Source organism: Thiohalocapsa marina, assembly GCF_008632335.1.
In the GTDB taxonomy this organism is placed as follows: domain Bacteria; phylum Pseudomonadota; class Gammaproteobacteria; order Chromatiales; family Chromatiaceae; genus Thiohalocapsa; species Thiohalocapsa marina.
Window position 1 is genome coordinate 1 of record NZ_VWXX01000022.1, and the last position, 17058, is coordinate 17058.

General features: G+C 65.0%; 14 protein-coding genes and 3 pseudogenes. 7 read left to right on the plus strand and 10 right to left on the minus strand.

The annotated features are described in order from the left end of the window. The 5 genes from F2Q65_RS12855 to F2Q65_RS12875 all read right to left on the minus strand — a co-directional run. Positions 1-1547, minus strand: a 1547-nt coding sequence (locus F2Q65_RS12855) for an ATP-binding protein (protein WP_150093824.1), incomplete at its 3' end; no start/stop codon positions are given. Positions 1548-1608: 61 nt separating this feature from the next. Then, complete coding sequence (locus tag F2Q65_RS12860) at positions 1609-1797, minus strand: DUF2283 domain-containing protein (protein WP_150093825.1); 189 nt, start codon at positions 1795-1797, stop codon at positions 1609-1611. Next, entirely contained in the window at positions 1794-2042 is a 249-nt protein-coding gene (locus F2Q65_RS12865; protein WP_150093826.1) for a DUF4258 domain-containing protein, read from the minus strand. Before F2Q65_RS12865 ends, F2Q65_RS12860 begins: the two co-directional genes overlap by 4 nt. Positions 2043-2055: 13 nt before the next feature. Continuing rightward, positions 2056-4962 (minus strand): DUF1156 domain-containing protein, encoded by a 2907-nt coding sequence (locus F2Q65_RS12870; protein ID WP_150093827.1) that lies wholly within the window; start codon positions 4960-4962, stop codon positions 2056-2058. 2 nt (positions 4963-4964) lie between these two features. Beyond that, the gene (locus F2Q65_RS12875; RefSeq protein WP_150093828.1) at positions 4965-8471 is read right to left on the minus strand and encodes a helicase-related protein; all 3507 of its coding nucleotides are present in this window, start codon (positions 8469-8471) and stop codon (positions 4965-4967) included. Between the two features lie 317 nt (positions 8472-8788). Here F2Q65_RS12875 and F2Q65_RS12880 point away from each other — a divergent pair, with 317 nt between their 5' ends. Then, entirely contained in the window at positions 8789-9130 is a 342-nt protein-coding gene (locus tag F2Q65_RS12880) for a hypothetical protein (protein WP_150093829.1), read from the plus strand. Positions 9131-9135: 5 nt separating this feature from the next. Here F2Q65_RS12880 and F2Q65_RS12885 read toward each other — a convergent pair whose 3' ends face one another. Together F2Q65_RS12885 and F2Q65_RS12890 are read right to left on the minus strand one after the other, a co-directional pair. Further along, the gene (locus F2Q65_RS12885) at positions 9136-9555 is read right to left on the minus strand and encodes a PilZ domain-containing protein (protein WP_170265692.1); all 420 of its coding nucleotides are present in this window, start codon (positions 9553-9555) and stop codon (positions 9136-9138) included. Then, positions 9539-9907: a helix-turn-helix domain-containing protein gene (locus F2Q65_RS12890; protein ID WP_150093831.1), complete on the minus strand. Its 369-nt coding sequence runs from the start codon at positions 9905-9907 to the stop codon at positions 9539-9541. The genes F2Q65_RS12885 and F2Q65_RS12890 overlap by 17 nt, the downstream gene beginning before the upstream one ends. 611 nt (positions 9908-10518) lie before the next feature. On the opposite strand from F2Q65_RS12890, the pseudogene F2Q65_RS20440 reads away from it, so the two are divergent. Together F2Q65_RS20440 and F2Q65_RS12895 are read left to right on the plus strand one after the other, a co-directional pair. Further along, positions 10519-10626: pseudogene (locus tag F2Q65_RS20440) on the plus strand (lysozyme inhibitor LprI family protein); the annotation flags it as partial. A 33-nt stretch (positions 10627-10659) separates the two neighbouring features. Then, the gene (locus tag F2Q65_RS12895; RefSeq protein WP_246156198.1) at positions 10660-11040 is read left to right on the plus strand and encodes a hypothetical protein; all 381 of its coding nucleotides are present in this window, start codon (positions 10660-10662) and stop codon (positions 11038-11040) included. A 185-nt stretch (positions 11041-11225) separates the two neighbouring features. On the opposite strand, the gene F2Q65_RS12900 is transcribed toward F2Q65_RS12895, so the two are convergent. Beyond that, positions 11226-11615 (minus strand): hypothetical protein, encoded by a 390-nt coding sequence (locus tag F2Q65_RS12900; RefSeq protein WP_150093832.1) that lies wholly within the window; start codon positions 11613-11615, stop codon positions 11226-11228. Positions 11616-12406: 791 nt separating this feature from the next. Between F2Q65_RS12900 and F2Q65_RS12905 the strand changes: the two genes are divergently transcribed. Next, positions 12407-13603, plus strand: coding sequence for an RtcB family protein (locus tag F2Q65_RS12905; RefSeq protein ID WP_150093833.1), 1197 nt, complete (start codon positions 12407-12409; stop codon positions 13601-13603). 34 nt (positions 13604-13637) lie between these two features. Beyond that, positions 13638-14483 carry a nucleotidyltransferase domain-containing protein gene (locus F2Q65_RS12910; protein ID WP_246156199.1) on the plus strand — a complete coding sequence of 282 codons (846 nt, stop codon included), beginning with the start codon at positions 13638-13640 and terminating at the stop codon, positions 14481-14483. Here F2Q65_RS12910 and F2Q65_RS12915 read toward each other — a convergent pair. Continuing rightward, positions 14389-14670 (minus strand): annotated as a pseudogene (locus tag F2Q65_RS12915) (phenylpyruvate tautomerase MIF-related protein); the annotation flags it as partial. The gene F2Q65_RS12910 and the pseudogene F2Q65_RS12915 sit on opposite strands and share 95 nt — an antisense overlap. 415 nt (positions 14671-15085) lie before the next feature. Here F2Q65_RS12915 and F2Q65_RS12920 point away from each other — a divergent pair. Next, a pseudogene (locus F2Q65_RS12920) lies at positions 15086-15349 on the plus strand (SOS response-associated peptidase family protein); the annotation flags it as partial. 39 nt (positions 15350-15388) lie between these two features. On the opposite strand, the gene F2Q65_RS12925 reads toward F2Q65_RS12920, so the two are convergent. Then, positions 15389-16642, minus strand: a complete 1254-nt coding sequence (locus tag F2Q65_RS12925; RefSeq protein WP_150093835.1) for an IS256 family transposase — start codon at positions 16640-16642, stop codon at positions 15389-15391. A gap of 179 nt (positions 16643-16821) precedes the next feature. Between F2Q65_RS12925 and F2Q65_RS12930 the strand changes: the two genes are divergently transcribed. Then, on the plus strand, positions 16822-17007 hold the full coding sequence (locus F2Q65_RS12930) for a hypothetical protein (protein WP_150093836.1): 186 nt from the start codon (positions 16822-16824) through the stop codon (positions 17005-17007). The last annotated feature ends 51 nt before the right edge of the window (positions 17008-17058 follow it).

Sequence of the window (17058 nt, forward strand, 5' to 3'; positions counted from 1 at the left end):
CGCAGATTCGCACGGGTATCGAACCAGAAGCGGGTCGTATCCTGGGTCTTGTCTCCGGAGCTGTTGAGATAGTGCAGTCGGTCCGCGAGCCGACTCAGCGCATCGGTATAGACGGACGACGTCTGCCCGGGCTGCAGACAGCCGAGCAGGATGCGTGCTGCGTCGATCCCCCGCGTGGTGGCCTTGGTGGCGACCGACGAGGGGGCGCTGCCGAGAAACAGGGTGCGTCCGACCCGCCGCGCCGCGCCCACCTGGCCGAAGCGCGGCTCTTTGTTTTCGAGCTCCACGGTCTCGGAGCGGTCGCCGTCGATGTCCTTCTCGATGACCGCATCCCAGCCTGCCGGAAGATAGTAGGTCAGCTCGTTGCGGCTGCTGCCGTCGTGCAGCGGCAGGCTGCCTGGCAGGATCATCAAGTCCTTGTTGTCCTCCTTCCACAGGCGATAGATCACCTTCGCCATGAGCTTCAGCACGCCGCGCGTGCGCTGGAAGCCGTCGATGGTGGTCCAGTCCTCATACAGCCGGTCGAAGACCTCCGGGTGGATGGGATAGGCCTGCATGAGCCGCTCGTAGTAGCGGCGCTCCTGCGTCTCCGAGGGCAGCTTGGCGCCTTCGGCGATATAGGCATCGGCGAAGGCACGGCAAACGGCCTCCTTGGCCTTGGGGTCGCGCACCGGCTCGAAGAGTCGGCGGCGCACGATCTCGAAGGCCTCTTCGGTGGCGACTGGCTTCCAGAGGGCCTGCACGCGCCCGAAGGTCTTCTCCAGCGCACGCAGGGCCGCCACGCCGCGCTGACTGCCCGCCTCGACCTCGGACTCCGGCAGCGAGGCCAACAGCATGGCGGTCGGCACCAACTTCACCGCCTCGGTCAGCGCCTGCACGAAGCTGAGATTGCTGTCGAAGCTGCCACCGCTGAGCGTCTTGCCTTCCGGGAACTGCCGGATATAGGCCACCAGCTCGTCGATGAGGATCACGCAGGGGGCATGCAGCTCCAGCAGATCGCGCAGCGCGTCCTTGCCCGGTGAGGTCCCGTTGGCGTCCGCCTCGGCGACCAACGCGAAGGCCTCCTCGCCGCCGAGCTGCCAGGCCATCTCGCCCCAGAGGGTATGGATGGTCCGCTTGGCGCGCTTCCAGGGCTGTCCGGGGGAATGCGCCGTGCCGTCCAGGACGGCGATGCGCGCCTTGGGCACGTCGGTCAGTCCGGCCCGGTCGATGAGGCTCGGTATCCCGGCCAGATCCGACAGCGGGCAGGTGCGCGAGCCCAGGTGGTAGACCGCGAGCTCGGTGTGGGTCTTGCCGCCGCCGAAAGGCGTTTGCAGTTGAATGACGGGCTCGCCGCCCTGACCCGCCAGCCGCTGGGCAACTTGCGTCAGCAGGATGCCCATGCCTTCGGTGATGAAGGTCCGCTCAAAGAAGGCCACCGGGTCCTGATACTCGCGCGGCGCCCGTCCGGTATGCACGGCGGTGATGTCGGCGGCGAACTCCGCCTGCTGGAATGAGCCTTCCAGCACGTCCTGATGCGGGACTGCGATCTCTCTCCAGGGGTTCATGGCCGTTCCTCGCTGCCGATCGTTTGGCGTGTCTGAGACGAGTGATACAGCATCCGCACAGTCACGCCGCCTCCTCCAGCGAGGGCAGCTTGGTGCGTTTGCTCACCGAGAGCACCTCGACGCCAACCAGGTGCCCGGCCGCGTCATAGTCACCCAGGATGCCGGGCTCGATCTCCCGCGTGCTGGCGACCTCCGCGGGCGAGATCTCGAAATAGGCCGCGTCGGCTGCCGGATCGCACTCGAGTTTCATAGGTCGTTCACCCCATCGTCGAAATAGGCCGTCACGTTCGCCACGGGATCGCGCCGTTCGTTGTAGATCACCCGCCGTTCCCGAAACGCCCGCTCCGGGACCGGCAAGCGGGCATGCACGAGACTCGGGTCATCCGCGTCGGGTTCGGTGCGGGTCGGATACGTCAGCACCCGGTCGAGCCGCTCCAGCGCAATCCCCCGGCGCGCGCAGCGTTTGCGCGCATGATCGGTGAGCACGTACTCCATCGCCTGCCTGCGCTCAGCCGAACAGCGATCCCTGGACCGGCGCGGGCGCCTTGGCGGCGGCCGCCTCGATGGCGCTCCAGCTCGTGATGATCTCGTTGTAGGCGCGGGCATCCTCGGCCCAGCCGGCGCGCTCGCAGAGGGTATAAAGCCGGTAGGCGAGCTGTCGGGTCGCCTCGGCCTTGCCGGGCACGGCGGCGATGATCAGCCCCGCGGCGCGCTCCCCGTCGGCCTTGAAGAGGCGGATGACCTGATGCAGCAACTCCCAGACCGGCAGGCGCAGGTCTTTCTCCGGGCTCCAGTCGGCCGCGTACTCGGGCCACTTGAGCAGGCGCACGATGCCGCCCGCGGCCGAGAGCACGCCGGACTGCTTCACCCCCTCCACGCTCGTGCCCTTGGCGCGGGCGAGCGTATCGGCCTCGCCGAACTTGCCCTCTTTCCAGCCGTATTGCTGAAACCAGTGCAGACAGAACTGGCTGTCGTGGTCGAAGTCGTCCTCGGCCAGGAAGCGGTTGATGAGCTGCAGCGCCGTGCGCACGCTCATGGGCGTGCCGTCGGCTTCGAGCACGGCGGCGTATTTCGAGAAGACCGCCATGCCGGGACCGATGATGGCCTGCGAGAGGTCCACGGGTGCCACCGGCGAGCGCTCGTCGCCAGCGCCGCGGGTCATCTCGTCGAGGGCCTCGGGGAGGACCTGGTTCAGCTCGCGCAGGAAGGCGCGGCGGGAGATGGTCTTGGCCGTGGCGGGACGGGGGCGGCAGACAAGGACGATGCTGGAGGCGAGGGCATTAGCCCCGGCCCCGATCATCCGATTGCCGAGCTCGGTGCGCATCGGCCAGGTTCCAGTGAGGGCAAACCCCGAGCGGATCACGGCATCCAGAAAGGTCTCCCAGCCAGTGCTGGATGTCCCCTCGGCGTTCTGAGTCTCGGATTGCTTGAAGGCGTAGTAGATGGTGACAGGCGTCGATGGATGCGCCTGTATCGCAAGGCGTTGCATTGCCAGTGTCATCCCGTCCAGGAAGAACGCCTCCGCTTTATCCTTGCTCCCATGCCGGTAAGGCGTCGCCACCAATTCCTCCGCCTTCGGCACGGCAAGGGTTGCGAACAGACCAGGGAAGAAAGGCTTGAGCGCACGCCGTAGCCAGACATAGAAGAAATCGGATAGGTCTGCGTAGCCAATGTTGTCGTAGTAAGGCGGGTCAGTGGATACAACTTTCCCAGCGCTCACGGTCTGGCCAGAGGCATCGTATTGATATGCGTACCCAGCAGAATTTGCTAGGCTTGCCAAAATTGCTTTAGCGACTAACTCAATCCCACTTTTGTAATTGCCAGAGGCGTCTCCAAGCGGATTTGATTCTGCGAAATCCCATGTCATCGGCAGCGCCTGACGACTAAAGGTATTGATGATTCCACTTTGCGTTGGTGTAGGATCCCAGCGACCGAGGGTAGACCCCCTATCAGCGACCTTATCGAGAGCAAAAGCCAAATAAACCCCCACCGCCTCCGCATACGCCCGCGCCCCCTTGCCGTCCGCATCGATCCCCGTCTCGTCATCCGCCATCCCGGCGGCAAGCGCATCCTCGCGGATTTTCCCGCCTGCCGCCGTGACCAGATCGCTGAAGGTCGTCAGCGCCACGAGCTGGCGGGGGGTGAAGTAGTCACCGAATGTCTTGAATCCGTAAATCCTGCCTTGAGCGTTGCTAGCCCAAGTGCCACGTGAAGGTGTGTCAGGCTTGAATGTCGGCTCAGCCGAGCATGCAGTAGCTTCCATATCACCAGTTGGACTGATGTAGACACGTCCTCTCTGCCCTTCGAGGACGACGGCCATCAGTTTTGCACCCATACGCCCAGCGTTAGCTTCATCGTCGATGTAAGCATATTGGAACGGTGTGTTCGACATCAGGCATCTAAAAGATCCTCGCGTGAGCTTCGTCCCCGCCTTCGCCTCCGCAGGTGGCTTGCCCATCTTGACCGTGAATCGGTACCCATCCCCCTCAATCACCGGCTCTACATAGGCTTCCTTGCCCGCCTTGCTCGACAGGATAAATGTCGACGCAAGCGGCACATCCACATGCCGGAACGCCGGATTCGGGCTCTTCACCGTCCGCGCCCAAAGCCAAGCAATCACCGTGAGCTTCTGCCCGACATAGGGCTGGAGATCCGCCCGCCCCTCGGCCATCGCCGCCGTCACCTCGATGGGCGGATACAGATGCCCGATGCGCTTCTTGGCCTCATCCCGCATCCACTGGCCGTAATAGCGCACGTCCTCGGCGAGCCCCCGCGCGCCTTTCCAATCTTGCTCGAGAAGCTGTTTCTTGCTCCGCGCCTCGGGGTTGACCGGCGGCCTGCCCGCGAACTTTGGCGGGATCTCGATCATGGCCTTGTTGATGAGCACCGCGACCGGGTTCAGGTCACTGGCATAGGCCTCGAGCCCCAATCGCTGCGCCTCCAGCGGCAGGGCGCCGCCACCGGCAAAGGGGTCATGGAAGGCCGGCAGCTTGTCCGGATCGAACAATTCGGCGGCCTGCGGATGGTCCTTGTTGAGCTCGCAGGTCTCGCGCCAGGACTTGCGGATCTCGGCCCGTGCCTTGTCCAACAAGGCCTCGTTAGTGGTGTTCTCCCACTTCACCAGCTCCTCGATCAGGGTGAACAGCCGCTTGCGGCTGGCGGCCCAGCTCCCCTTGAGGTTGCCCGGCGGGATCTCGCCCGGATGCTCCAGCTCCCACTTCCACGAGGGGTCGTTGACCATCTGCGAGAAGATCACCGCGCGCGCCGCTGCCAAGGGCCGGCGCGCCCACCACAGATGCAGGGTGCTCGGATGCCCATGCCGGATGGATTTCTCACGCGCCGCCGCCGCGTTGATCGCATCCAGCGGCAACGCGACTTCGATGAGCTTCTTCGGTGCTTTGACGGGGTGGGTCATGCTCAGGCGGCCTCGGCGCGGGCGAGCAGGTCGCCCAGGTGGTAGTTGATCGACGCGACACCCCAGCCGGGCTCGCTGTGAAAGGCATTGCGGATGTAGTACGGGCCGTCGAAGCTGTCGTCCTCCTCCACGAGCACGATGGCCAGGACGAACTTCTCGCCCTGGTTGAAGGCGTAGAGCATCTCGTTGCGGGTGACGGTGACGGTACTCGCGCCCTTGATCCGGCCCTTCACCTCGATATGCCGCGGATCGGGCTGCTGGCCGTCGATCGCGGGCGGATAGGCGGTGAGGTCCCAGCCGCATTTGTCGGCGGAGACATCGACCACGCGGCAGCCGCGGGCCTCCTCGGCCTGGCGCACGGCGTCCATGGCAATTTGCTCGATGCGCGCGCGGGCCTGGGCATCGGCGGCGAAGGTCGCGGCCACGGGGTCTTCTGCAGGCTCACCGCGCAGGTGGCGCAGCAGGCCCGCCGGGACGATCAGTGCCGCGCCGAGCACGACGGGCGTGCCGTTGACGACATGGCGCATGGACTGCAGCGATCGCTTGCGACCCTCCAGCCGGCTCCCGAGATCGGCGATGGTGCGCTCGACGTTCTGCAGATTGAGCCGGACATCCTTGCCCGCTGCGCCGTCCTCCTTGAGCTTCAGCCAGCGGTCCTGCCAGAAGTCGATCTCCTTGGTCAGGCGCTCGTTGACGGCGGCCAAGGTCTTCTCCACATGCGCGATGCGCCGATGCGCCACCTCGCGGTAGTGCTCGGGGACCAGGGTTTGCGCCGCGAGGGCGAGCGCCCGGCTCTCCTGCCCGCTGGCAATCCAGGGCGCGGCCAGGGTCTCCTCCAGCAGCGGCCGCTCGGCTTCATCCAGCGGCTCCAGGTCCAGATGCGGCGCCCAGCCGGCAAAGCTGGCCGCCCCGTCCGGTCCCACGCGCACGAACTGCAGGCGTTTGGACAGCACCGTGCCGTCGCCGGACTTGATCTCATGGGTCAAGAGGAATAGCAGTGCGGGCTCCTCGCCCTCGTCCGCGGGGTCGATCAGCACCGCCCCCTGGCGCAGCAGATTGGCGTGCTGCTCCAGGAGCATGTCGGTCATCGCGAGCATCAGCGGATGACCCGGGTGCATGAGGACCGCCCGCTCCAGACCGGGCTTGTCGAGCGGCTGGATGGCTGTGCGCTCGAAACAAACGCGGCTATAGCGCCTGAGCACGGGCTCGTGCTCGCGGCGGTTGCGTCCGGTGAGGCGCCGATCGCGCTCGCGGATCGCGGCGGGAACATGGGTGATCTCAAAGCGACCGGCCTCGCGCGGATGCGCCGTGCCGCCGAGGGCATCGAGGGCCTTGCCGAAGAAGGCGCGCACGAAGAACGGTTGCAGACGGCGCGCCTCGGCCTTGTCCATCTCCTCCTTGACGGCAAACAGCTGCTCCGGGCTCATCGTCTCCTGGGCCAGCGCGTTGCGGTTCAGCAGTGCCGTGAGATGCGCATGATCGAGGGCCTGGTCGATCCTCTGGCTCAGCCGCGCGCGGATGTCCGGGCGGTCCCCGTAACGGATGGCCTCGAGCAACAGGTCCTTGAGGCTGGTCTCCTCGAAGACCTCGCCGAGGATGTCGAAGACGCGGCCCTTGAGCGCGGCGCTCTCGACTTCGAGCTTCATCAGCAGGCGGTGGTAGACATCGCCCTCGCGGGTCTCTTTCGCCACCAGGTTCCAGAGATGGCACACCTCGCGCTGGCCGATGCGGTGGATGCGCCCGAAGCGCTGCTCCAGACGGTTGGGGTTCCAGGGCAGGTCGTAGTTGACCATCAGGTTGGCGTTTTGCAGGTTCACGCCTTCGCCGGCGGCATCGGTCGCCACCAGCACGCGCACGTCGGGGTCGGAGCGAAACAGCGCCTGCAGGCGGCGGCGCTCGTCGCGGTGCGTCCCGCCGTGAATGGTGACGATGGCGCTCGGATTGCCGAGCACGCCGGCGATCTTGCCGTGCAGGTAATTGAGCGTGTCGCGGTGCTCGGAGAAGAGGATCAGCTTGCGTTGCCGCCCGGAGGCATCGCGCATCGCCGGGTCGTTCTGCAGGATCTTCGACAGCTCCTCCCACTTGCGGTCCTGGCCCGAGGCCACGAGGGTCTTCGCCTGGTGCTCCAGGTCGCGCAGGATGAGGATCTCGGCCTCCAGCTCCGCCACGGTCTGCGCGGCGGTCGCCTCGTCGATCAGGGTCTCCTCGAGCGTCTCCTGCTCCTCCGCCGTGAGATCGTCGTCGTCCTCGGGGATGAGGGTCTCGGCGAGGGCCTGCTGCCCCTTGATGCCGAGCTTTTCTTCGCGCAAGCGGCTCTCCAGGCGTTCGCGGCGACGTTTGAGCGACTGGAAGATCGCCTCCGGGCTGGAGGCCAGGCGGCGCTGCAGCGCGGTCAGGGCAAAGCCCACGGAGCCCTTGCGCCGGCCCTTGAGCTCGTCCACCTTGCCCATCTCGGTCTTGACATACTCGGTGACGGCCTCATAGAGCACCGCCTCGCTGGGCGAGAGCTCGTAGTTGACGGTATAGGCTCGGCGTTCCGGGAATAGCGGCGTGCCGTCGAACTTCACCAGCTCTTCCTTGACCATGCGCCGCATCAGGTCCGAGGGGTCGACCTTGTGCACCCCATCGCGGAACTTGCCGTAGAAGCGGTCCGAATCGAGCAGCGACAGGAACAGCTGGAAGTCCTCTTCCTTGCCGTTGTGGGGCGTGGCGGTCATCAGCAGCAGGTGGCGGACATGCGCGCCGAGCTTCTCGGCAAAGCGAAACCGGCCGGTCTTCTCCAGCTTCGCGCCGAAGTAATGGGCGGCGAGCTTGTGCGCCTCATCAAAGACGGCCAGATCCCAGCCCGGTGCGCAGAGCTTCTCCTGCAACTCCTCGTTGCGCGAGAGCTGATCAAGGCGCGCGATCAGGCGCGGGAAGTCCTCAAACGGATTGCCGCTTGGTGAGGTCTGCTCCAGCAGCGCGGAGTAGATGTGAAACTCCAGCCCGAACTTCTCGTAGAGCTCATCGCGCCACTGCTCCACCAAGCTCCCGGGGGCGACGATGAGGATGCGGTGGGCATCCGCGCGCATGATGAGCTCGCGGATGTAGAGCCCGGCCATGATCGTCTTACCCGCGCCGGGATCATCGGCCAGCACGTAGCGCAGCGGTTGGCGCGGTAGCATGGATTCATAGACGGCGGTGATCTGATGCGGCAGTGGCTCGACGTTCGAGCTATGCACGGCCATCATCGGATCGAACAGGAAGGCGAGGTCGATGCGCTTGGCCTCGCAGGCGAGCTGGAAGGCTGCGCCGTCGCCATCGAAGGCAAACGGGCGCTCGGCGGTGGCGATCTCAACCGACGCCTCGTCGTCACGGGCGAGCAGTCGCTCCCCGATCACGCCGTCGGGGGTCTTGTAGATGAGCTGGACCGCATCGGCCCCATGCGGCACGGTCGCGACCACGGCAACGATCTGGCTCGGCTCGATGCCAGACAGGCTTTGCCCGCTCGTGATCTCTTCCAGCTTCACCACGCTCGTCCTCGCATGCTGCGACTCGGACACCACATTCGCGCCGGGCGCAAACGCGGACCTGCCTACTACAGGGATAATACTACAGGTAATAGCACACGGTAAGCGCAACGGGCCAGACCATCGCGCTGGTACCAAATCCGTTGGAAAATTAGCCAAAGCATCGACCGGCCGCAGCATCGCGGGCACGTCGGGAACGCGCATCCACCGGCCTCATGTTCAGTTCAGCGGACACATAAGGAGTAGCGCGATCATCGCAAACGCCGCGTCCAGCACCTATGTCGACGCTCATGCGTACCATTCCTGTCCAGGACCCCATGCTCCAAACCGCCCTACTCCGCCTCAGCGAGCTGCTTGAGCGCATCAGCCACCCGCGTGCCGCTGAGGTCCGCGAGCTGGCGGACCTGCTCCAGGTGTCGCCCGCGCTCGCCATGCGCCAACTCGACAGTAATGCCTGGTGGGCTGGCGCCGGTTCTCTCGCCGCTGATACCATGATCGACAATCCGGGCCTGCCAGAGGGGCTCTGGCAGAGCGAGGTGCGGGAGTTCCGTACGCTGCTGATCGAGATCGGCGAGCTGCTCAAGGCGGAGGGTGCAACCAACCCAGGGCTTGGCTCCTGGCTGCTGGCCTTCAGCAACTGGAATGCCTCTGAAGTGTGAGCACCTCAGTCCGCCTGCGCCTGCACGAGACTATGCAGCCGGGCTCGTTCAAACTCACCCATCTCGACCAGCTCCAGGCCCAGCCGGTAGCGTTCCTGGTAATCCACGCGGGCGGTCCACCGCACCTCGGCGACGGCGCGGATCGGCTCCATCGTTATCTCGGGCTCAAGGCACAGCAGCAGGCGGGTGCCGACGGCGAAGGCCTCGGGCGAGAGCAGTCGCAGGCCGCCCAGGCTCAGGTCCTCGGCCAGCAGCGGCCAGCAATGGTGCGGCTGTCCGATCGCGCTGGCGCAGACCGGGTCTCGGTAGTTGACGCGCGGGTATCGGCGCCGCTGGACAACATAGGGTGGTGGGGCTCGGCGGTTGACCGGCCGGGCGGGCGGACTGCCCGGGTATGGGATCGCCTGGCTAGTGGACCCTGCCATGGGCGAGCGTGCCGCCGGCATCGTTCAGGCTGAGCAGGTGCCCGACGGCCGTGATGGTCTCCCTGCTGCGTTGGTCGCTGCGGCGGTAGGCCTGGAGCAGCCTTGTCTCCTCATCGCTGAGTCCCGTATCCGCGCTGTCGAGGCAGAGCAGATGCGCAGCGGTCACGTTGCCGAGCGTGTTGGCGAGTACCTCGGCGTCTTCCACGCTGAGTCGGCAAAGGCCGTGCTCGTAGTTGTGGATGCGGGACTTGTGCAGCGCTCCGAGGGTCAGATCGGCCAGTTCCTCTGGGCTGAGGCCGCGGGCAAACCGTGCCGCACGCAGCCGCGCGCCGATGCGTTTGTTGAGGGGCATTTTCGGGTTGCTCATCGCGTCTTTACCCGTGTCTGTTGGCGGCCGCGCCGGTGCATAGGACGGGATCCTCGCGGCCCTTCACCGACAACGATACATGAACCACCTCCATGTTTCTAGTGTGGTCGGTTCAACGAATATATCGTGTTCCGCGTATCGCACTCGACTTCTTGGCCCGATCCCTATCGCCGCTCCATGCCCGTCGTTGATCGTTCCTGTGCCGTCTGTGCTCCTTCCGCCCCTCACATCAGCATCTACGGGAACTCAGGCCATCAAGCCCTGCTTCATAGTCGCCTGGAGGCTTTGACGACTGGCCGGCCGTCTAGAAACGCCCCGGCCGGTTCCGCAAGCAGAGGTACCCACGCACCGCCTGTAGGATTGCTCCAGCTGACACACGCTTTCGCGAGAGAAGGGCTACACTTACGTGGATGTCGCGGGAGCCGATCCAGACACTGGAGCGGCAGGTAGATCAATCCAGGGGGTTAATGATGCGGACCATCATCACGATCTTTGTGTTCCTAGGATGCGCGCCGCTGGCCCAGTCCGCCTCGTTCGATTGCCAAAGGGCAGCCACGCTGATCGAGACGACGATCTGTTAGGACGCTGAACTCAGCGCGCTCGATGACGCCCTCGCCACGCAATACCGGGCGCTGCTGGCAGCCCGGATCGGCGACGGTGCGCGGCAGGACCTGAAGACGACGCAGCGCGCCTGGCTGAAGCAGCGCAATCGCTGCCAGGATCGTCCCTGTCTCGTCATGGCCTACCGGAAGCGGCTGGAGACGCTGTGCACGGACTATCCCGTGATCTCGGGTGTCCACCCGGGCTGCGTTGAGGTCCCGGCCATGACGCACCCCCTCGCTGAATCGACGTCACAGGCGTTCAGTCGTTGCCGGCTCCAGGTCGATGGGCGTGACTACATCGATGGCCCCTGCCGTGGCTCACTTGAGCCCGATGGCAGCTTCCAGATCTACGCGCCCGCGTTCTTCGCCGTCGTCTTGGTCGAGCAGCCCGGACAAGCCGCAGGCTACTGGAACGGAGAGCCGCATGCCACGCATGCCCACTCACCGCTCGGAACACTCCGACGCGACGGTGCCTGCTGGGTCAATTCCGACGCGATGGTGTGCGCCTGGAAATAGGCCGTGTCCCTGCTCAGTCGACATGATCGAGCAGCCCAGGTCAACTTTGAGCCTCTGCGACGTCTGCAGCCAGCGCGCTGCAGGCAATCTCGGGAGGGGTTCCGCTCAAGGCGCCTCGGCGGGACAACGTATCAATACCGAGGGATTGGTCACTGGATCTTCCACCCGAATGACGTGTCTGGAGATCACCTCGATTGTTGCGGACCCGGAAGACGACTCCCCTTCTGCGACGCCGTCGGCATCAAAGTGCAGCGTGTTGCCGCCTCCCGATGCGTCTTGTTCGAGAGCACGCAAGCCGCATCATAAAAGCCGAGTTTCTGTTCCGCACCAACCCCGAACACGATCTTGCCCGCCGAATCGTCGTCGATCCAGCGACCGATCGCGACCCGATATTGACCATCCGTGTCCTGACAGCCCCAGGCGAACTGCGGATCATCGTAACGCCACCAGCCCTGCAGTTCTTCGAGATCGGTGGGCAGCGATTCGGCTGCACCATCAGCTGCAAGCAGCATCGCAGCAGCGAATAAGCTCACCGTCAGAGCCGAGGTGTTTGTGGGTCTCCGTTTCAAGTTCATGCTGTGACCTCGATGGTTGTCGGCGAGCCCCTGCGACGGGATGTCGCTGGAGCCAATGCAGCGGACGGCCATCGCAAAGGTCGATACGCTGTACGATCGAGTGCGCAACCTCTACCCCGGCTCGCCGGACGTCTGGGCGTTCCAGAGCGTTTGGCTCACTGCACTCTGATCGATCTCCCTCACCGTCCGTGCGACTCTCCGACTCGCCTAGCCCGCCAACACTGATTGCGCCATCGCGGCGATGCCGCCCTTCAAACGAACGACAATGTGGTCGCATCATGGATGCTCTGCGACCACGCGGCTCGTCAGCCATTACACAATACTCAAACTTGCCAGCCGGAGACAGCGGGCGTAGGCTTCTTGTCCCGTCGGTATTGTTGCCGACCATCTTTTCATCTTTGGATGACGCCCTTGGACCACTCACTGCACCACACCCGGATACGACCGAACGCTGCTCTCGGCGCGTGCGTGCCTGCGCGTCTGGTCGCAGCAGTGCTCCAGAGCCCATGCGGCATCGACCGCAAACCCCAGTCAGCCAGTCCGTCCCTGCGCCGTTTCACCACGCCAACCAGGTTCGACGGCTGATCGACTGACCGGTCTGTTCCCGTCAGTCGTACTGGCGGGGAGCACGCAAGACCGGAGACCTTCATCCCCGCTCGACGCCGCATCCCCGCCCATGCTCCGCATGGCCGGGATCGGTCATGCCTGTTCGCGCCAACCGGCGCATCTGGGAGGGACCGCGCAATCCGCGGTCCATCCCGAACCGAGCCCGAAGCAAACAGGAGGCGTTCATGCCCATCAAACAGGTCATCACCGACGGCGAGAAGCCGGTCAAGGTCTGGACCGATGCGCTCGACCCGCGCTCGCGCGAGCAGTTGGTCAATCTGTCCAAGCTGCCTTTCATCCATCGGCATGTCGCCGCTATGCCCGACGTGCATGCAGGCATCGGCGCCACCATCGGTAGCGTCATCGCCACCGACAAGGCCATCATCCCGGCCGCCGTCGGCGTCGACATCGGCTGCGGTATGGCCGCGGCGCGCACCACGCTGAGCGCCGAGCAGCTCGATGAGCTGGTGTTGAAAAAGGTCTTCGACCAGATCAGCCGCGACGTGCCGGTGGGGCGGGCGCAGCATAAGGATGAGCGCGCGCTGAGCGAGGCCGCCAAGCCCTTCGCCGCGCCGCTTGCGGCCATGACCGAGCGACATCCGCAGCTGCTCAAGGCCTTCGGGCGCTTCTCCAACTGGGTCAATCAGATCGGCACCCTTGGCGGGGGCAACCACTTCATCGAGGTCTGCCTGGATGAGTCCGGTCGGGTCTGGGTCATGCTGCACTCGGGCAGCCGCGGCATCGGCAATGCCATCGGCCATTACTTCATCGAGCTCGCGCGGCGCGATATGGAACGCTGGATGATCCAGCTGCCCGACCGGGATCTGGCGTATCTGCCGGAAGGCACCGAGCACTTCGATGACTATGTGGCCGCGGTCGCCTGGGCACAGGCCTATGCGCGGGAGAACCGGGCGCAGATGATGCGCCTGGTGCTGGCCGCCCTCGCCCGCCATCTGCAGGTCTTCGCGGTCACCGAAGAGGCGGTCAACTGCCACCACAACTATGTGGAGCGCGAACATCACCACGGGGCGAATGTCTGGGTCACCCGCAAGGGCGCGATCCGGGCACGCGCGGGGGATCTCGGGATCATCCCCGGCAGCATGGGCGCGCGCAGCTATATCGTGCGCGGCAAGGGCAATCCCGAGAGCTTCTGCTCCTGCGCCCATGGAGCCGGACGGCGCATGAGCCGCACCGCGGCCGAGAAGCAGTTCACGCCGGCGGATTTAGCCGAGCAGACCCAAGGGGTGATCTGCCGCAAGGACAAGGGCGTGCTCGATGAGATCCCCGGCGCCTACAAGGACATCGATGCGGTCATGGCCAACCAGACCGACCTGGTGGAGGTGGTGCATACCTTGAAGCAGGTGGTCTGCGTGAAGGGCTGAGCGCAAGTCAGACGCGCGCCAGTAAAGTGACGAAATGACGCTATTCGATGCCAACGACCGGACTCACGATACCCGCGACCCTGACCCCGACCCCATCGCCCCGGAGCGCCGCGCCGAGATCGCGGCGCAGCTCGCGGCCATCGAGGACGCACATGGAGTGCGCATCCTCTATGCCTGCGAATCGGGCAGCCGCGGCTGGGGCTTCGCCTCGCCCGACAGCGACTATGACGTGCGCTTTCTCTACGTGCATCCGCTGGCGTGGTATCTGCGGGTTCACCCCCAGCGTGATGTAATCGAACAGCCGATCGACGGCGATCTGGACATCAACGGTTGGGAGCTGCGCAAGGCACTGGCGCTGCTCGGCAAGGGCAATGCAACCCTGGTCGAGTGGCTCGACTCGCCCATCATCTACCGGGCCGATCCGCACTTTCTGACCGCAATGCGTGAGGCCGCGCGCGAGTTGCATCGGCCAGAGCGATCCTTTCATCACTACGTGCATATGGCGCGGGGCAATGACCGCGAGTTCCTGACGCGCGGACAGGTGCGGCTGAAGAAATACCTCTATGTGCTGCGCCCCCTGCTCGCCACCCTCTGGATCGAGCAGGGACGCGGTCCGGCGCCCATGCGCTTCGAGACCCTGGTCGATGCCTTGATCGAGGAGCCGGCGAGCCTCAACGGCCGACTCGGCCGTCGAGCGCAGCCGCGCATGCCGAGCCGGATTCTCAGAAGGTCGTCCCGTTCCAGCCGAAAAGATGTCTCGGCGGCGCTGCGAACTCGATGTAGACGCGCTCAGGCGCGATGGCCAGCTCCTCGCCAAGCCAGGCACAAAGTGCGTTGGAGTAATCCGGCGTCTTCGCCTCCGGCAGGCCGAGGCTCTTGAGCTCGACATAGGCGGCGGGCGCATCGGTGCCGCCAAACAGTAGATCCCGACCAGGCTCCAGGATCAGCAGCACATAGGACTCGGGCTTGCCGAGCAGTTCGGCGACCCTCCGGGAGGCGCGTGCGAGGAGCGCCGGACGGGCCTCGGGGGCGATGTCGATATTGGTTAACAGGCGAAGCGTGGGCATAAGCGGACTCGTGCTCTCAGCGAGGATGAATGTTCAACAGCGGCCACGGCCAGGGTGGCTGCCCGGCCGCGCTGACCGGTGTTGCGATCGGCGTCCGACAGACGTTCCTGAGCTTCCCTGCGTGTCAGCGTCGTTTCAAGTCCCAAGCGTTAGGCGGCCATCTCACCGAACGCCTCGGCCAGAATGACCCCTATACTCCAGTCCCGGGCCACGCAGGCCCTGCTCGTCGCCGCCAATGCGCCCCTTGCCCAATCGGCCGCAGGAGTCATCGGCTAGGCCCTGCAGGCGTAAGTCCCGGGCGGTTCGTGCCCCGATGGCTTGGCTCATGGGGGATGGCTCGTCTGTCATCGTGGGTGTTCCGCGCAGTGTCATGTGGCGAGTGGAAAGCAGGTGCCAGCGGCAGACGCCATAACTGATCCGCTGCACCGAAGGCGAGCCCTTCGGCACAGCCGGTCTCTGGGAAAGCTGGCACGACAAGGACGGTGCCGCGCTTGAATCCTGCACCGTGATCGTAACCGACGCGAACGACCTGGTAGGGACGTTCCATGACCGGATGCCGGTCATCCTCGCACCCAAGGCCTATGCCGCCTGGCTCGATCCGGCCACGAATGACTTCAAGAGCCTGCGGGCTATGCTCCGAGCGACCGAGCCGAAAGGCTGGGAGGTTCGGCAGGTCTCGCGTAAAGTGGAGTTATTGTCAAATCTGGTGTACAGCCGCTCAGGCGGCGACCCTGTCTTCCTGATCGACGACTTGCTCTCCGTTGCGGAACTGGACGTTGTTGACGACCAGTTCGAGCTTCCTGAATCCCTTGATGCGCTTCCACCCCTTCTGGGCGCTTTGGAGCAGCTTGAAGACCATCGTCAGGGTGGTCTCGCGTGAGCCGCAGTTGCGCATGCGGTCGCTGCGCAGTCGAACCGTGGCGAAGGTCGACTCGATCGGGTTGGTGGTGCGGATGTGCACCCAATGCTCGGCCGGGAAGTCGTAGAAGGCGAGCAGCGCATCGCGGTCCTTGGCCAGGCAGTCCATGGCGCGGGGGTACTTGGGCTCGAAACGCTTGAGGGTCTGGTCGAAGGCCGTGTGGGCATCCTCGCGGGTCTCGGCCATCCAGATCTCATGCATGGCCGCCTTGATCTTCGGCTGCACCGACTTGGGCAGCTTCTCCAGGACGTTGGCCGTCTTGTGCACCCAGCAGCGCTGGTGCGCGGTGTCGGGGTAGAGCTTGGCGAGCGCCTTCCAGAAGCCCAGGGCACCGTCGCCGACGGCCAGCTTGGGACCCTGCATCAGGCCGCGCGCGCGAAGCCCCGCGAGCAGCTCGTACCAGCTCGCCTCGGATTCCCGATGACCATCCTCCACGGCGATGAGCTCCTTGTCGCCGTGCTCGGTGACGCCGACGATCACCAGCAGGCAGACGCGATCATCCATGCGCACGTTGCTGTAGACGCCGTCGACCCACCAGTACACCCAGCGCCGCTCGCCGAGGTCGCGTCGGCACCAGGCGCGGTGCTCCTCGATCCAGTGCTGCTTGAGCCGTGAGATGGTGTTGGCCGACAACCCCTTGGCCCCGTCGCCGAGCAGGGCCGCCAGCGCCTCCTGGTAGTCGCCGGTGGACACCCCCTTGAGGTAGAGCCACGGGATCAGCTCCTCGACGCTGCGCGCACGCTTGAGATAGGGCGGCAGCAGGCTCGAGCGCAAGCAGGCGCCGCCACCGCTGCGGTCGCGCACCTTCGGTACCTGAATCTCCACATCGCCGATCCCGGTCTGCACCGTGCGCCGCGGCAGGTAGCCGTTGCGCACCACCGCCTGGCGCTCATCCTCTAAGCGGTGCCCGGCAGATCCCTCCAAGAACAGGGCCAGCTCCGCCTCGACGGCGTCGGCGATGAGCTTGCGCGCCCCGCGGCGCAGCAGCGCATGCAGCGGATCGCTCTCTTCGGTCTCTGGTTGTGAAAGAACTGACAGCGTAGACTCGGACATGGCGTATCAACCTCTGTTGGCTGTGATCTTGGTGGTGATCAGTCAGCAGGATACGCCATCCCTCCAAGGCTGCGCCGTACACCAGAAACGACAATAACTCCGTAAAGTGAACAGCCCGCGAAACGAAAGTGTTGATCTCATCGACCCGGTTGCCGCGCCCTAGCTCATCCGATACACCCATGCACGTCACCGATGAACAACTCCTCGATTTTCGCGCAGCCATCCGCCGCTCCGACCCCGTAACGCAACAGCACATTCTAGAGACAGCGCGAGAGCAGAACACTCGCGAGTGCAGCGACAAGACCGATCATGAACTCAGGCGACTGCTGCTCTACCGCGTCGCTCGCATCCTCTCAGAGACCTAATTGCCCCTACAACATCGTCTCTTCACCGCCGTCCGCATCGAGCCCCTGCAG